This is a genomic window from uncultured Alteromonas sp. (genome assembly GCF_963976965.1).
In the GTDB taxonomy this organism is placed as follows: Bacteria; Pseudomonadota; Gammaproteobacteria; order Enterobacterales; family Alteromonadaceae; genus Alteromonas; species Alteromonas naphthalenivorans.
In genome coordinates this window covers 62,075-76,610 of sequence record NZ_CAXBMP010000006.1, presented here as the reverse complement: position 1 = coordinate 76,610, position 14,536 = coordinate 62,075, and the positions used below count along the sequence as shown (strand labels likewise).

At 42.6% G+C, this 14,536-nt stretch carries 11 protein-coding genes and 5 tRNA genes; 10 read left to right on the top strand and 6 right to left on the bottom strand.

From position 1 onward, the window contains the following. Positions 1–25 precede the first annotated feature (25 nt). On the top strand, positions 26–922 hold the full coding sequence (locus AAC006_RS06890) for a histone deacetylase (RefSeq protein ID WP_339890968.1): 897 nt from the start codon (positions 26–28) through the stop codon (positions 920–922). Between the two features lie 41 nt (positions 923–963). On the opposite strand, the gene AAC006_RS06885 is transcribed toward AAC006_RS06890, so the two are convergent. From AAC006_RS06885 to folD, 6 genes are all read right to left on the bottom strand, one after another. Continuing rightward, positions 964–1,908, bottom strand: coding sequence for a phospholipase A (locus AAC006_RS06885; RefSeq protein WP_339890967.1), 945 nt, complete (start codon positions 1,906–1,908; stop codon positions 964–966). 53 nt (positions 1,909–1,961) lie between these two features. Beyond that, complete coding sequence (locus AAC006_RS06880) at positions 1,962–2,807, bottom strand: MBL fold metallo-hydrolase (protein ID WP_256771518.1); 846 nt, start codon at positions 2,805–2,807, stop codon at positions 1,962–1,964. A gap of 101 nt (positions 2,808–2,908) precedes the next feature. Continuing rightward, on the bottom strand, positions 2,909–4,573 hold the full coding sequence (locus AAC006_RS06875) for a proline--tRNA ligase (RefSeq protein ID WP_129739487.1): 1,665 nt from the start codon (positions 4,571–4,573) through the stop codon (positions 2,909–2,911). A gap of 85 nt (positions 4,574–4,658) precedes the next feature. Beyond that, on the bottom strand, positions 4,659–5,381 hold the full coding sequence (gene tsaA, locus AAC006_RS06870) for a tRNA (N6-threonylcarbamoyladenosine(37)-N6)-methyltransferase TrmO (RefSeq protein WP_339890964.1): 723 nt from the start codon (positions 5,379–5,381) through the stop codon (positions 4,659–4,661). 157 nt (positions 5,382–5,538) lie between these two features. After that, positions 5,539–6,102, bottom strand: a complete 564-nt coding sequence (locus tag AAC006_RS06865; RefSeq protein ID WP_172602890.1) for a DUF1415 domain-containing protein — start codon at positions 6,100–6,102, stop codon at positions 5,539–5,541. A gap of 9 nt (positions 6,103–6,111) precedes the next feature. Beyond that, positions 6,112–6,966 carry a bifunctional methylenetetrahydrofolate dehydrogenase/methenyltetrahydrofolate cyclohydrolase FolD gene (gene folD / locus AAC006_RS06860; RefSeq protein WP_013783302.1) on the bottom strand — a complete coding sequence of 285 codons (855 nt, stop codon included), beginning with the start codon at positions 6,964–6,966 and terminating at the stop codon, positions 6,112–6,114. Positions 6,967–7,352: 386 nt separating this feature from the next. Here folD and AAC006_RS06855 point away from each other — a divergent pair. From AAC006_RS06855 to lon, 9 genes are all read left to right on the top strand, one after another. After that, positions 7,353–7,429 (top strand) — tRNA-Pro (locus tag AAC006_RS06855). Positions 7,430–7,454: 25 nt separating this feature from the next. Next, positions 7,455–7,531: transfer RNA gene (locus AAC006_RS06850), tRNA-Arg, on the top strand. 97 nt (positions 7,532–7,628) lie between these two features. After that, a tRNA-His gene (locus AAC006_RS06845) sits at positions 7,629–7,704 on the top strand. 7 nt (positions 7,705–7,711) lie between these two features. Continuing rightward, positions 7,712–7,796: transfer RNA gene (locus tag AAC006_RS06840), tRNA-Leu, on the top strand. 66 nt (positions 7,797–7,862) lie between these two features. Further along, positions 7,863–7,939: transfer RNA gene (locus AAC006_RS06835), tRNA-Pro, on the top strand. A gap of 310 nt (positions 7,940–8,249) precedes the next feature. Continuing rightward, entirely contained in the window at positions 8,250–9,554 is a 1,305-nt protein-coding gene (gene tig / locus AAC006_RS06830; RefSeq protein WP_013783303.1) for a trigger factor, read from the top strand. Positions 9,555–9,652: 98 nt separating this feature from the next. Beyond that, positions 9,653–10,282, top strand: a complete 630-nt coding sequence (gene clpP / locus AAC006_RS06825) for an ATP-dependent Clp endopeptidase proteolytic subunit ClpP (protein WP_013783304.1) — start codon at positions 9,653–9,655, stop codon at positions 10,280–10,282. 78 nt (positions 10,283–10,360) lie between these two features. Beyond that, positions 10,361–11,638 carry an ATP-dependent protease ATP-binding subunit ClpX gene (clpX, locus tag AAC006_RS06820; protein ID WP_057790625.1) on the top strand — a complete coding sequence of 426 codons (1,278 nt, stop codon included), beginning with the start codon at positions 10,361–10,363 and terminating at the stop codon, positions 11,636–11,638. Between the two features lie 420 nt (positions 11,639–12,058). Next, complete coding sequence (lon, locus tag AAC006_RS06815) at positions 12,059–14,413, top strand: endopeptidase La (protein WP_013783306.1); 2,355 nt, start codon at positions 12,059–12,061, stop codon at positions 14,411–14,413. Positions 14,414–14,536: the final 123 nt, after the last annotated feature.

The following is a 14,536-nucleotide window of genomic DNA, read 5'->3' as shown; positions in this document are numbered from 1 at the left end:
AAAATAAGGTAGTGACTGAGACGTTATGATCCCATTGGTATTCCATCCTATTTATAGCCAACTTAGCTTACCTGAACGCCATCGTTTCCCCATTGATAAATACCAAGGCATTCGAAACGCGTTATCGTCTCACGGTGTTGCTGACAGTGTATTTCACACACCTTCACCGTTAGCGATAACGGAATTAGAGTGTCACTTCGACAAAGACTATGTTCAGCAGTTAACAAGCGGCACGTTAGATACAAAAGCTATGCGTCGTATTGGCTTTCCTTGGTCTGATCAACTCATCGAACGCACGCTTACGGCAGTGGCTGGCACATGTTTAACTGCTGAATTGGCGATAAAACAGGGAAAGGCGTTAAATTTAACCGGAGGCTACCATCATGCTTTTTCAGATTTTGGATCAGGTTTCTGCTTATTTAACGATTTATTTCTTGCGGCGAAAGCCATGCAAAAATTTAGCGGTATAGACAATGTATTAATTATCGACTTTGATGTCCATCAGGGGGACGGTACCGCTAAGCTTACTCAATACGATGATAGTATTTTCACCGTGTCAGTTCATGGTGAGAAAAACTTTCCTTATCGAAAGCAGCATTCAAACATCGATATAGGCATGGCGAAGGGCTGTGAAGATGACGAATACTTAAATGCGGTGCAAGAAACGCTCGCCATGGTTGCTATGCAATTTCAAGCAGATGCCATTATCTATGACGCTGGTGTAGATATTCATATCAATGATGACTTGGGCTTATTAAACATCACGACTGAAGGCGTTAGCGCCCGAGACGATATGGTTTTTGCGTTCGCTGAACGTATGGGCATACCCATTGCGGCGGTTATTGGTGGCGGGTATCAGCGTGACATAGATGCGTTAGTAGAAGTTCATCTTCAATTGTACAAAGCGGCTGGCGTCATTTAAACAAGAGGCCTATCAAGTAAGGCCTCTCATTAAATAAATGCTTATAGGAAAAGTAGCTGAAAGCCTAGTCCTACTCGTTCTTGAGAGCGGTTGTAATCAATAAGCGAGTCACCGTAGCCATTAAAATATTGAAACAATAATTCATAACGGTCGGTGAGCGGATAGGTTAAATCAAGCTGGATACTACCCCGGTTATTTCCTAAGTTAAGGTTATTTCGAAGCAATGCCATTACTTTAAAATTGCCAAGCTTGCGCCCATAACCAAATTCCACACGACCATAATAGTTTTCGATATCTGGGTTGTCATCACCTGTAGGATCAAGTGGGTCTTCTTTTTCATCTTCAGGAATACGATACCAAGTTTTTAAGTAATAAATATCGTCTTGGTCACTAAACACAACAGAGGCGAAAATACGGTTCCAACTTCTAGAGCTAAGGCCACTTTGTCCGTTAGACATGTGGTTGAACCCTAATTGAAAGGTATTAAATTTATAGCCTAAAACCGAGTAATCGGCTGTTTCTTGCCAAAATATCTCTGGTTCATAATTGGTTTCCCTAAAGGGTTTAGACACTTCACTGTTATATAATTGCCAAAATGAGGTGAGGGTGAAACCAAGATAAACGCCATCAAATCCAGTATCTTCCAGATAAAGAGGCAGTTTCACACTAACCTGAAATTTGGCTTCTTTTTTATCGACATTCTCTTCTGTGAGCTCTTCATTACCGTTTGAGTTTGGATTGGTAATGTAAGTCATAGGAAGTAAATAGTTCTGTCTATGCTGAGTAATAGCAAAAACGTTATCAATTGCTTCCTTGTCAGCTTCTAAGCGGTTATCAAGCGCGCTTTCAGAAGTGGTATCTCGTTTAATGATATCAATAACTTCAATATCACTCTCTTGTTCATCTTGCGCATTTTCTTGAGCAAGAGTATTTATGCTGCACAGACTGACTGCAGCCAATATTAAAAATGGCTTAAACACTGACACTGGTGGTGTTCTCCGTTAGGTAAGTCGTTGTTGTTTTTTTTTGCTAATTTATTTTAATTAGTGAAATCCAGTGACTGGCCTTCCGCTGATGCAAATATTTCTAGGTTCGACTCTGCAATGGTGATGTAGTCCATGCAGTGTTCAACCACCTTATCAATATCCTTATCTGTGCGATCTGGATCATGGCTGTATAGCGCTAATTTTTTTGAATTGCTCGCCATGGCAAGCTTTACGGCTTCTTCAGCTACCGAATGACCCCATCCCGTTTTAGCAGGCATATCTGACATCATATATTGTGCATCATGAATAATAACGTCTGCGTTTCTAGCAAAATCGACAAACGTTAAAAAGTCGGTTTCTTTTTTATACGGCGGGTAGAGTTCGTTGTCAGTAATGTAGGCGATTTTTATGCCTTTTTCTTCAATACTATAGGCGCTACCTTTACCAGGGTGATTAATAGGGATTCGGCGAATGGTAGCAGTACCAATTTCCCAAATATCTTGCTCTGGCGGAATAATGGTTAGATGGAGTTTTGACTGTAACGCACTGACAGGGACAGGAAACGTTGAGCCTTCCATTTGCTGTAAAATCTGATCGTGTTCGGGCAAGGTCGTTTGCCCTGGGTAAATATAGATATCTCGGTCTTTTTGAAAGATAGGGCTGAAGAATGGAAAACCTTGTATGTGATCCCAGTGATTGTGGCTGAGCAACAAGTGAATAGGGGTATCTTTGCTGCGAAGTTTGTTCCCCAACAGCCTGATACCCGTTCCCGAATCAAGCACAATATCGGTGCCATCGGCTAATTCAATGTGAACGCATGCGGTATTGCCACCATAGCGAGCATAGGCTTCTCCAGGAGTAGGAACAGAGCCTCTCACGCCGTAAAATGTTAACCGCATATGTTCACCGTTTTTTATTCTTGTAGCTAACCGCTACTGCATAGCTGTATACAAGGTCAAATGCAAAATTACTAATATTTATCTTTCAATAATAGACAATGTTAGAGACTAACAACAAAGTCTTTAGCCGAATCTAAATCTAATAATTGCTTTTCACCTGTACGGCGGTTTTTGTATTCAATTTGTTGATTGTCGAGGTTTCTCTCACCGATAACAATGCTATGAGGTATACCAATTAATTCCATGTCATTGAACATAACACCTGGGCGTTCTTTACGATCGTCAAATAACACGTCGATACCTAACGCAATCAGTTGTTCGTATAGTGCCTCAGCAGCTTCTTTGATGCGGTGAGATTTATGCATATTCATTGGAATTAATGCAATCTTAAAAGGCGCGATTGGATCAGGCCACATTATGCCGTATTTATCATGGTTTTGTTCAATAGCCGCCGCAACAATACGTGAAACACCAATTCCGTAACATCCCATGGTAAGCGTTTGATGTTTACCCGTTTCGCTTAGTACACCACAATTCATCGCTTCTGAGTATTTGCTACCTAGTTGGAAAATATGGCCCACTTCAATGCCGCGCTTTATTTCAATAGTACCATTGCCGTCTGGTGAAGCATCACCAGCCACAATGTTACGTAAATCTGCCGTTTGTAAGTCCACAGTCCAATTTGCATTTTTCGTGATTTGGCCATTTTCGCCTGCACCACAAACAAAATCAGCAAGTGCTGCGGCACTAAAATCGACATGCATTGGCAACGTAACATCATTAGGGTTAACGAAAGCAGGATGAGCGCCTAAGATTTCAGTGGCTTTTTCTTCACTTGCTATAACGAGCGGACTAGCTACGCCAGTGACTTTTTCCGCTTTAACATCGTTAAGCGCGTGTTCTGCGCGCAATACTAATACAACCCACTGTTCAGTTGTGCTCTCTTCTTCCGTTTCGCCTTTAACAACATAAATGCTAAGTGCGCTATCTGAAGCTTTACCACTTACGACTTCAGCTGCTGCGCCTGAAGCTTGTTGTTTTTCTGGCATTGCCGTAGCCGCCATTTCAACGTTTGCGGCGTAGTCGCTGTCACTTGCAAAGGCAATGGCATCTTCACCAGACTCGGCAAGCACGTGGAATTCATGGGAATGGTTTCCACCAATTGAACCTGAATCTGCAATAACCGCACGGTAGTCTAAGCCCATGCGATTAAAAATATTTCCATAGGCTTCATACATTGTTTGGTAAGTCTTATCTAAACACGTATCGTCTAAGTGGAAGCTGTAAGCATCTTTCATGGTGAACTCACGTCCACGCATAATGCCAAAACGAGGACGCACTTCATCACGGAATTTAGTTTGAATTTGATAAAGATTGATTGGTAGTTGTTTGTAACTACTGATTTCGTTTCTAACTAACGATGTGATCACTTCTTCATGTGTAGGACCTAGCACAAAGTCTCGCTGGTGGCGGTCTTTAATGCGCAGTAACTCTGGGCCATATTCTTCCCAACGGCCAGACTCTTCCCACAAATCAGCAGGTTGGACTACTGGCATTAACACTTCTACACCGCCTGCTTTGTTCATTTCTTCACGAACGATGTTTGCCACTTTATTCAATACGCGAAGCCCGGTTGGCAACCACGTATAAAGGCCTGAAGCCAGTTTTCTTATCATACCAGCACGTAACATTAACTGGTGACTGATAACCTCAGCATCGGCCGGAGTTTCTTTCTGCGTGGCAAGTAAATATTGACTAGTGCGCATTCGAAGCGGTCTTCCTATAACTATGAAAAATACAATTGAGCGTATTCTAATTAACTGTGAGCAATAGTGCTACAACCACGTGCGACTAAAGCGTGTTAATCCCAATGACTTCGACCACACTATTTTTTACTGTAAAGGCAAAGTCATAATTATACAGTGCGGTATGGTAGGTCTTTTCATCACTTAATAGTTTATGACGATAAGCGGGGCGGGGGTCTTGAGCCAGCACGGCTGTTAGTAGTGTGGGTAGGTCCGGGTGCTGCGATGCGGCTTCGTGTAACATGTTTTGCACGAGTGGATTAATTATTACCTCTAAGTTGGGTATGGGAGCTGCATGATTCAGTTCTGCCATGCTATCCGATGCATGGGAGAGCGCATCGGCGTAGGGTAAATAAGGCTTAATATCGATAATTGGGGTGCCATCTAACAAATCTACTCCTTCGACGTGCAAGGTAAGCTTTCCATCTACAACCTCAGAACCTACATTTTTCACTGCCGACATGCCTATACCATTTGGGCGATGCGTACTTCTTGAAGCAAACACCCCAAGCGTTGCATTTCCGCCCAAACGAGGCGCTTTCACCGAGGGTTTCCAGCCTTTATCTAAATTCTCATGGAAGAGAAAGAGTAGCCATACATGACTAAATACTTCTAAACCTTTAAACACACGTGGATCATCAAAGTCAGGCGCTAATACTACTTGCCCTTTCGCCTTGGCTAAATTGGGCTGTCGGGGAATAGCAAACTTTTGTTTAAACGGCGTTTGTATATGCCCGATAGCGGAAAGGGGAAACTGACTAGGGGGCATTACCTTAAAATCCTATTTGCATAGCGCACTGTCATAAAATTCTCACATAGTTTACGTAGAGTACGAATTCAAGTTTAAAACCTTGAACCAATTACGGACATTTGGGGCTGCCGTATTTGGCATCCCTGGACCCAATTAAACCCTTTGGCCTGTACATTTACAGGCCGTTTTTATTTTTAGCGCTTCGCATTTCCTTCAATACTTTTTCAAAATAAGGGCAGCCTAATTCATTGGCTTTGGCAATATTGTGAGTGTAAATTTTCTCTGCATCATCTTCGTTTTTCATATAGCGGGCAATATCTCGCTCGCGAATTAAATGAAGTAGAGGGTAGGGAGAGCGGTTGGTATAATTCGCTACGCTGTCTTTAGCTTCGCCATCGAATTGATAGTCAGGATGAAAGCTGGCAAGTTGATACACGCCAGTGTACCCCCAATCAGATAGCATACGGTCACATATCGCCAATACATCCAGGTAGTCATCGAAGGAAGCTGTAGGTGATGAAGGTGCGATGATAAGGGTAGTAGCAATATCGTCTTGTTCGTCTAAGCGTTTACACTCATCGAAAAGCGAGGCAATAACATCGCCTGCATCTCCTTTAACCACAACGCAGCGAATTTGGCCCGGTTGACGTACAAAACCTGCAAAGGGGCAGAAGTTGTGGTTGATGACAATGTCATCAACCCAACGCATAGTGGCTTCTATAAACTGTGTATCGTTCACAAATTCAACTTAAGAATGGTATTTGACGTAAGCTTCTAGGGTGTTTTCAATCAAGCTAGCGACTGTCATAGGGCCCACACCACCAGGAACCGGGGTAATCCACCCCGCACGTTGTTTAGCAGGCTCAAAATCTACGTCGCCAACTAATGAACCGTCACTCACACGGTTGATGCCTACATCGATAACGATAGCGCCGGGCTTAATCCAGTCACCAGGAATAAAGTTTGGCTTGCCTACCGCGACCACAAGAAGGTCTGCACGACTTACATGGGCTTTTAAATCTTGTGTAAATTTATGACAAGTAGTGACCGTACAACCTGCAAGCAATAGTTCTAAGCTCATAGGGCGACCCACAATATTAGAAGCACCCACAATGACCGCATCTAAACCTTTAACGGGGCGCTTAGTGGCCTCGATCATGGTCATGATGCCTTTTGGAGTACATGGGCGAAGTGCGGGGATACGTTGTGCCAATCTACCTATATTATAAGGGTGAAACCCATCAACATCTTTATGTGGGTGAATGCGCTCTAATACTTTTTCTGCATTTAAACCGGCAGGTAGGGGCAGCTGCACTAAAATCCCATCTATTTCTTTATCGTCATTTAGTTGATCGACAAGCGCTAACAGTTCGTTTTCTGTAGTGTCAGCGGGTAAATCAAAAGAACGAGATACAAATCCCACTTCATCACATGCTTTACGTTTATTAGAAACATAAACTTGAGAGGCGGCATCGCTACCGACTAATACCACGGCCAAACCAGGTTGACGTTTCTTTGCGTCTATAAGTGAATCTACATAAGAAGCAACATGCTGGCGTACTTGTTTGGCAATTAATTTGCCGTCAATTAAATGAGCTGTCATAGAAGTGATTATAATGTGTGGTCATTAAGTGCTAATTATTGTTTCATAAAACTGCATGTGGCGACCAGTAGAAACATACAATTACTGTAAATCGAGAAAACTTTTAAAGATTTGCGCTTATAAAAAGTAAATTTCGATAAATAGTGAAGTTGTTTACGATGAACGAATACGCCGCCTACCTTAAAGTTTGCATTAAATTATTGGTTTTTAAGTTTTGGTTAGTTTGAAAAATGCCCAAAGTGCTCAAAAAAGCACATTTATGCGTGCTTTATGAGCGGTTGAATATTTTATTTAAAAAAGTGTTTGACGAGGTGGGGTCTTGTCAGTAATATTCGCACCCCGTAACGGCACAGACGCAAATTGCTTCAAACGTATCGTTACGCAGTCGGTGAGTGGCGCAGCTTGGTAGCGCACTTGTTTTGGGTACAAGGGGTCGTAGGTTCAAATCCTATCTCACCGACCATTTTTTGCAAGCGAAGATTCGCCGAGCGTCCGTAGCTCAGCTGGATAGAGCAACGGCCTTCTAAGCCGTGGGTCGCAGGTTCGAATCCTGCCGGACGCGCCATGCGAGTCAGGTAGGACCTGATTCGGATTGGTCGAATCTTTAAAGATAAACATGTACTATCAATTCAACATGTTTATTTATTGCAAGCACCTCAGTGGTGGGCGTAGCTCAGTTGGTAGAGCCCCGGATTGTGATTCCGGTTGTCGTGGGTTCGAGCCCCATCGTCCACCCCACTTTTTCGCGGGAGTGGTGGAATTGGTAGACACGCTGGATTTAGGTTCCAGTGCTTCACGGCGTGAGAGTTCAAGTCTCTCCTTCCGCACCATGTTTTAGGCTTTTTTCACAAAAGCTGTTTTAAGCGCTGTTGTAAGTGCTTTCTAAGTAGTATTGTCGGTGAGTGGCGCAGCTTGGTAGCGCACTTGTTTTGGGTACAAGGGGTCGTAGGTTCAAATCCTATCTCACCGACCATTTACTCTATCCTCGTTATATTTTCCTTATTAAATTCCTTATTTTTATCCGTTTGCACACTTATCATTCAAAAGCGTGTTACAAACTTGTGTTTCCCTCTCGACTCTCGTTCTCTGCGACTGTATACTACGGCGTCTTTTTTTAACTCGTATGTTTGTAACAAATACGCGATTAACACAGTATTGTGTGGTGTTTTGTTAGTGCAAACGTCGGAAACGACCTCTACCCCGGTGTGATATGTCACATAGACATGACGGGAGAGGGGATTGAGAACAAAGCGCTTAAATAGGCGTAAAGTTGAGGTAATATAATGCAAGTTTCAGTCGAGACGACCCAGGGTTTAGAACGCCGTCTTACTATCACCGTTCCAGCTGACGCTATTGATTCAGCTGTTAAATCTCGCCTACAGCAGTTGGCGAAAACGCAACGTATTAACGGTTTCCGCCCAGGCAAGGTACCAGTAAGCGTAATCAAAAAGCGTTTCGGCCAAGCAGTGCGTCAAGAAATTGCTGGTGATGTAATGCAGCAAAACTTCTACCAGGCTATCGTTCAAGAAAAAATTCAACCAGCTGGTATGCCAAATTTCGAACTGACTAAAGATGAAGATGGTCAGGATTTGGAATTTGTTGCTTCTTTTGAAGTATATCCAGAAGTAGAAGTTAAAGGCATCAACGATATTGAAATCGAAAAGCCAGTAGTAGAAATTACTGACGAAGATCTTGATAACATGATGGTAACGCTACAGAAGCAACACGCTTCTTGGAAAGAAGTTAAACGTAAAGCGAAGAAAGACGATAAAGTTGTTATCGATTTCGTTGGTTCTATCGACGGTGAAGAATTTGAAGGCGGAAAAGCTGAAGATTTCGAACTTGAACTAGGTCAAGATCGCATGATCCCAGGTTTCGAAAAGCCACTTGTAGGCGCGAAAGCGGGCGAAGAAGTAACAGTAGAAGTTGCTTTCCCTGAAGATTACCATGCAGAAAACCTTAAAGGTAAAGACGCGGTATTCCAAGTAACAGTGAAAAAAGTAGAAGGCCAGTCACTTCCTAAAGTTGACGAAGAGTTTGCTACCTTATTCGGTGTTCAGGAAGGTGGTGTTGACGCGCTTAAAGCTGAAGTTCGTAAGAACATGCAACGCGAGCTAGATCAAACACTTAAAACTCAGGTTAAAGAAGACGTTATTGCTAAATTGGTTGACGCTAACGAGCTTGATATTCCTCAAGCACTTATCGACCAAGAAGTTAACGCTTTACGTGAACAAGCTAAACAGCGTTTCAGCCAACAGGGCGGTGGTCAAAACCTTCCAGAGTTGCCAGCTGAATTATTTACTGATAATGCCAAGCGTCGTGTTTCAATTGGCCTATTATTAGGTGAAGTAATTAAGCAAAACGAACTTAAAGCTGACGAAGCAAAAGTAAACGAGATGATCGAAACTGCTGCTTCTGCGTATGAAGACCCTCAAGAAGTTGTAGAATATTACAACAACAACCAAGAGCTTATGCAGCAAATGCAAAATGTTGCATTAGAAGAGCAGGCGGTTGAGTGGGTACTTGAGCAAGCTAAAGTTACCGAAGTAACTAAAGCTTTTGACGAGGTTATGAACAAACAGGCGTAATTTTTTACTGTCTGATTGACTTCACCTGTCAGCAACTGCTTAAATGCTCGGAGCCTTCCGAGCATTTTTGTTTTTAACGCTAGATAATCAAGGTAGCTATGACTAATACCCCATTTGATCCAATGAATGCACTTGTCCCTATGGTAGTTGAACAGACTTCCAAAGGTGAACGTTCGTACGACATCTATTCTCGTCTACTAAAAGAAAATGTTATTTTCTTAGTAGGGCAGGTAGAAGACCACATGGCCAACCTGATTGTGGCTCAAATGCTATTTTTGGAAGCTGAAAATCCAGAAAAAGACATTTTCCTTTATATCAATTCACCTGGCGGTTCTGTAACTGCGGGTATGGCAATTTACGACACCATGAATTTCATCAAGCCAGACGTAAGCACAGTATGTGTGGGTCAAGCGGCCAGCATGGGTGCGTTCTTGCTATCTGGTGGTGCTAAAGGTAAGCGTTACTGTTTACCGAATTCTCGCGTGATGATTCACCAACCTTTAGGTGGTTTCCAAGGTCAAGCATCAGATTTTGAAATTCATGCGAAAGAAATCCTGTCTATTAAAGAGAAGTTGAACCGCTTGATGGCGCAACACACTGGACAAGATTACGAGAAAGTTGCACACGATACTGATCGTGACAACTTCCTTAGTGCAACTGAAGCTAAAGAGTATGGTCTTATCGACCAAGTTATGACAAATCGATCTGACGCGGCTGCAACTAAGTAGTATAGTTATAGATAGTAGACCTGAACTAGTGCTTGGCACGATTTGGTTTTCGGTTCAGGCAAGGCAGAGGCAATAGTAATGAGTGATAAACAAAGCGGTGACGGTGATAACAAGTTACTGTACTGCTCGTTTTGTGGCAAAAGCCAACACGAAGTAAGAAAGTTAATAGCAGGCCCGTCGGTATTTATTTGCGACGAGTGTGTTGAGTTATGTAACGATATCATTCGCGAAGAAATCAAGGAAATCGCGCCTAAGCAGAAGCAGGATGCTTTACCAAAGCCAAATGAAATCCATGCACACTTAGATGACTACGTTATCGGTCAAGAGCACGCCAAAAAAGTATTGTCTGTAGCGGTATATAACCACTACAAACGTTTGCGTAATGGTGATGTGCACGATGGTGTGGAGCTTGGTAAGAGTAATATCCTACTTATCGGCCCAACGGGTAGTGGTAAAACATTACTGGCGGAAACGCTTGCACGTTTGCTTGACGTTCCTTTCACAATGGCAGATGCAACTACATTAACCGAAGCCGGTTATGTAGGTGAAGATGTTGAAAATATCATTCAAAAGCTTCTGCAAAAGTGTGATTACGACGTTGAAAAAGCTCAGCGCGGCATTGTTTACATTGATGAAATTGATAAAATTTCGCGTAAGTCAGATAACCCATCTATTACTCGTGATGTATCGGGTGAAGGTGTACAGCAAGCATTGCTTAAGCTTATTGAAGGTACTGTTGCTTCGGTTCCTCCACAAGGTGGCCGTAAGCATCCACAGCAAGAATTTTTGCAGGTAGATACCTCTAAGATTCTGTTTATCTGTGGTGGCGCGTTCGCAGGCCTTGATAAGGTTATTGAACAACGTGCGCAGAAAGGTACGGGTATTGGATTCGGTGCGGCTGTTAAGTCTAAATCTGAAAACACCGCGCAAATTAGCGAGTTGTTTAAGCAAGTAGAACCACAAGACTTAGTTAAATATGGGTTAATTCCTGAATTTATCGGTCGTTTACCTGTGGTCACTAGCCTTGAAGAATTGAATGAAGAAGCCTTAATTCAAATTCTTAAAGAGCCTAAGAATGCGATTACGAAGCAGTATTCAGCATTATTTGATATGGAAGATGTGGAACTTGAGTTCCGTGACGACGCACTGCATGCTATCGCTAAAAAGGCGATGGATCGTAAAACTGGTGCCCGTGGTCTTCGTTCAATTGTTGAAGCAGTTTTGCTAGATACCATGTACGAATTACCGTCTGCGGTAGACGTAAGCAAAGTAGTTATTGATGAAACCGTCATTCGAGGCGAATCAAAACCTATTTTAATTTACGACAATACAGATAAAAAAGCAGCTTCTGAGTAGGTTGTTTTACTTTCTAAAAAAGGTCCTTCGGGGCCTTTTTTGTTTTCTAACAGCACATCACTATTTTCTGCGTTAGGCTTTGTTAATCTCAAGCTTACTTTCACCCTGAACCTTAACATTCAAGATCATTTACTTCAAAGCCATAAAAATAATACTCAAATATTACGCTTTCGCGTATAGCCAAAATCAGCTTTTTTTCGTCTTTCAAAAAACAACTTGTTGGTTATTTAAGCAAACAAACCCGTTTAACCTATCCTTTCTGATAGATTCGGCAACAAACTATTGCCATACGGTCTAAAATCGATAATGGTAAAGAAAAGCAGGGAAAGCAGCGAATTTACGTACATTAAGAATGTTTTATTTGAACTTTGCGCTAGCATCCCCATATCAATCGACAATGCTAACTAATAGAGAACACGTATGACAGTTGAGCGAGAAAATCGCATTGAAATTCCTGTGCTTGCCTTAAGGGACGTGGTTGTTTATCCGCATATGGTCATACCCTTATTTGTCGGGCGAGAAAAATCGATCCGTTGTCTTGAAGCGGCAATGGAAAACGAGAAACAGATTTTCTTAGTGGCCCAGAAAGACGCCGGTGTGGATGAACCCGATGCCGATGACATTTATACCGTTGGTACTATTGCCACCATTCTTCAACTTTTGAAACTTCCTGACGGCACGGTGAAAGTGTTAGTCGAAGGGAGTGTGCGTGGTGAAGTTGAAGGTTATGAGCAATCAGAGCCATTCTTTGTAGCTAACGTAAATAAAATTGAAGACGGTGCTATTGATGAGAGCGAGCAAGAAGTGCTTATTCGCTCTGCGGTATCGCAGTTTGAAGGTTACGTTAAGCTAAACAAAAAAATACCGCCTGAGGTACTTACGTCGCTAAATGGTATTGAAGATGCTGCACGCTTAGCAGATACCATGGCTGCACACATGCCGCTTAAACTCACCGAAAAACAAAAAGTGCTAGAAATGAAAGGGGTGAATGAACGCCTTGAGTATTTAATGGCCTTGATGGAAGGTGAAATCGATTTGCTACAGGTCGAGAAGAAAATTCGCACCCGTGTTAAAAAGCAAATGGAAAAAAGTCAGCGTGAGTACTATTTGAATGAGCAAATGAAAGCCATTCAAAAGGAACTCGGTGAACTTGATGATGCACCAGATGAATTTGAAGCGTTAGCGAAGAAAATCGAAGACGCCAAAATGCCGCAAGAAGCGTTGGATAAAGCTAAGTCTGAGTTGCAAAAGCTTAAGATGATGTCGCCCATGTCGGCAGAAGCTACTGTATTGCGCAGTTACATTGAGTGGCTAACCAACGTACCGTGGAATAAGCGTTCACCAGTGAAGAAAGATTTATCTCGCGCTGAAGTGGTTTTAAATGAAGATCATTACGGGTTAGAGAAAGTCAAAGAACGCATTCTAGAATACCTCGCGGTACAACAGCGTGTTAAAAAGCTGAAAGGACCCATCTTGTGTCTTGTAGGGCCTCCTGGTGTGGGTAAAACCTCTCTTGGTCAATCTGTTGCGAAAGCGACAGGGCGCAAGTATGTACGTATGGCATTAGGCGGCGTGCGTGATGAAGCTGAAATTCGTGGACATAGACGTACTTACATAGGCTCATTACCTGGAAAATTAGTGCAGAAAATGGCAAAAGTTGGAGTTAAAAACCCACTTTTCCTATTAGATGAGATTGATAAAATGTCGTCTGATATGCGTGGCGACCCAGCTTCTGCGTTACTTGAAGTGCTTGACCCAGAACAGAACAATAGTTTCAGTGACCACTATTTAGAAGTGGACTACGATTTATCTGATGTGATGTTTGTGGCGACCTCGAATAGCATGAATATTCCAGGCCCATTACTTGACCGTATGGAAGTTATTCGTCTTTCTGGTTATACCGAAGACGAGAAGCTAAACATCGCAACACGTCACTTAATCAGTAAGCAGATGGAACGTAACGGGCTTAAGTCTAAAGAGCTTGAGATTACCGAATCTGCCATTATCGGCATGATTCGTTACTACACCCGTGAAGCAGGCGTTCGTAGCTTAGAACGTGAAATTTCTAAGGTATGTCGTAAAGCCGTTAAAGATATCTTGCTGACTAAGAGCAAAGATAAAGTGTCAGTGACTCAAGATAATCTTAAAGATTACTTAGGTGTACAACGCTTCGATTACGGTAAGGCAGACAAAGACAATCAAATTGGCCAAGTTACCGGGTTGGCGTGGACACAGGTAGGCGGTGATTTACTGACTATCGAAACCACCTCAGTGCCGGGTAAAGGCAAGATGACATCAACCGGTTCGCTTGGTGATGTTATGCAGGAATCTATCAAAGCTGCAATGACGGTTGTGCGTAGTCGCGCTGAAAAGCTTCGTATTAACGAAGATTTTTATGAAAAACGCGATATTCACGTGCATGTGCCTGAAGGTGCTACACCTAAAGATGGCCCAAGTGCGGGTATCGCAATGTGTACAGCTTTGGTGTCATCGTTAACAGGTAACCCCGTTAAATGCGATGTGGCCATGACCGGTGAAATAACACTGCGTGGTGAAGTGTTGGCCATTGGTGGTTTGAAAGAAAAGCTACTAGCCGCCCACCGTGGTGGAATTAAAACGGTGGTTATTCCAGCAGAAAATGAACGTGATCTGGAAGAAATTCCAGAAAACGTGAAAAAAGATTTATCAATTCACCCTGTAAAGTGGATTGATGATGTGCTTGATATTGCACTTCAAGAGCCAGTAGAGTCTTTTGAGGTTGCAACTAAAAGCTAAAATGGTTGGCTGCATGTCCTAATTTTAAAGGCTTGCAGCCTTAAATTTGCAATAATTGATTAAAAAGTGTGCATACCTTCGCCAATTCGCCTATTTTTTTCAAAATAGGGCTTTCTTGTCGCA

What these genes read in the sequence shown, in the direction of transcription:
- tig (WP_013783303.1), top strand. Translation starts at nt 8,250, where the DNA reads ATGCAAGTTTCAGTCGAGACGACCCAGGGTTTAGAACGCCGTCTTACT.
- AAC006_RS06875 (WP_129739487.1), bottom strand. Translation starts at nt 4,573, where the DNA reads ATGCGCACTAGTCAATATTTACTTGCCACGCAGAAAGAAACTCCGGCC.
- folD (WP_013783302.1), bottom strand. Translation starts at nt 6,966, where the DNA reads ATGACAGCTCATTTAATTGACGGCAAATTAATTGCCAAACAAGTACGC.
- AAC006_RS06890 (WP_339890968.1), top strand. Translation starts at nt 26, where the DNA reads ATGATCCCATTGGTATTCCATCCTATTTATAGCCAACTTAGCTTACCT.
- AAC006_RS06880 (WP_256771518.1), bottom strand. Translation starts at nt 2,807, where the DNA reads ATGCGGTTAACATTTTACGGCGTGAGAGGCTCTGTTCCTACTCCTGGA.
- tsaA (WP_339890964.1), bottom strand. Translation starts at nt 5,381, where the DNA reads ATGCCCCCTAGTCAGTTTCCCCTTTCCGCTATCGGGCATATACAAACG.
- lon (WP_013783306.1), top strand. Translation starts at nt 12,059, where the DNA reads ATGACAGTTGAGCGAGAAAATCGCATTGAAATTCCTGTGCTTGCCTTA.
- clpX (WP_057790625.1), top strand. Translation starts at nt 10,361, where the DNA reads ATGAGTGATAAACAAAGCGGTGACGGTGATAACAAGTTACTGTACTGC.
- clpP (WP_013783304.1), top strand. Translation starts at nt 9,653, where the DNA reads ATGACTAATACCCCATTTGATCCAATGAATGCACTTGTCCCTATGGTA.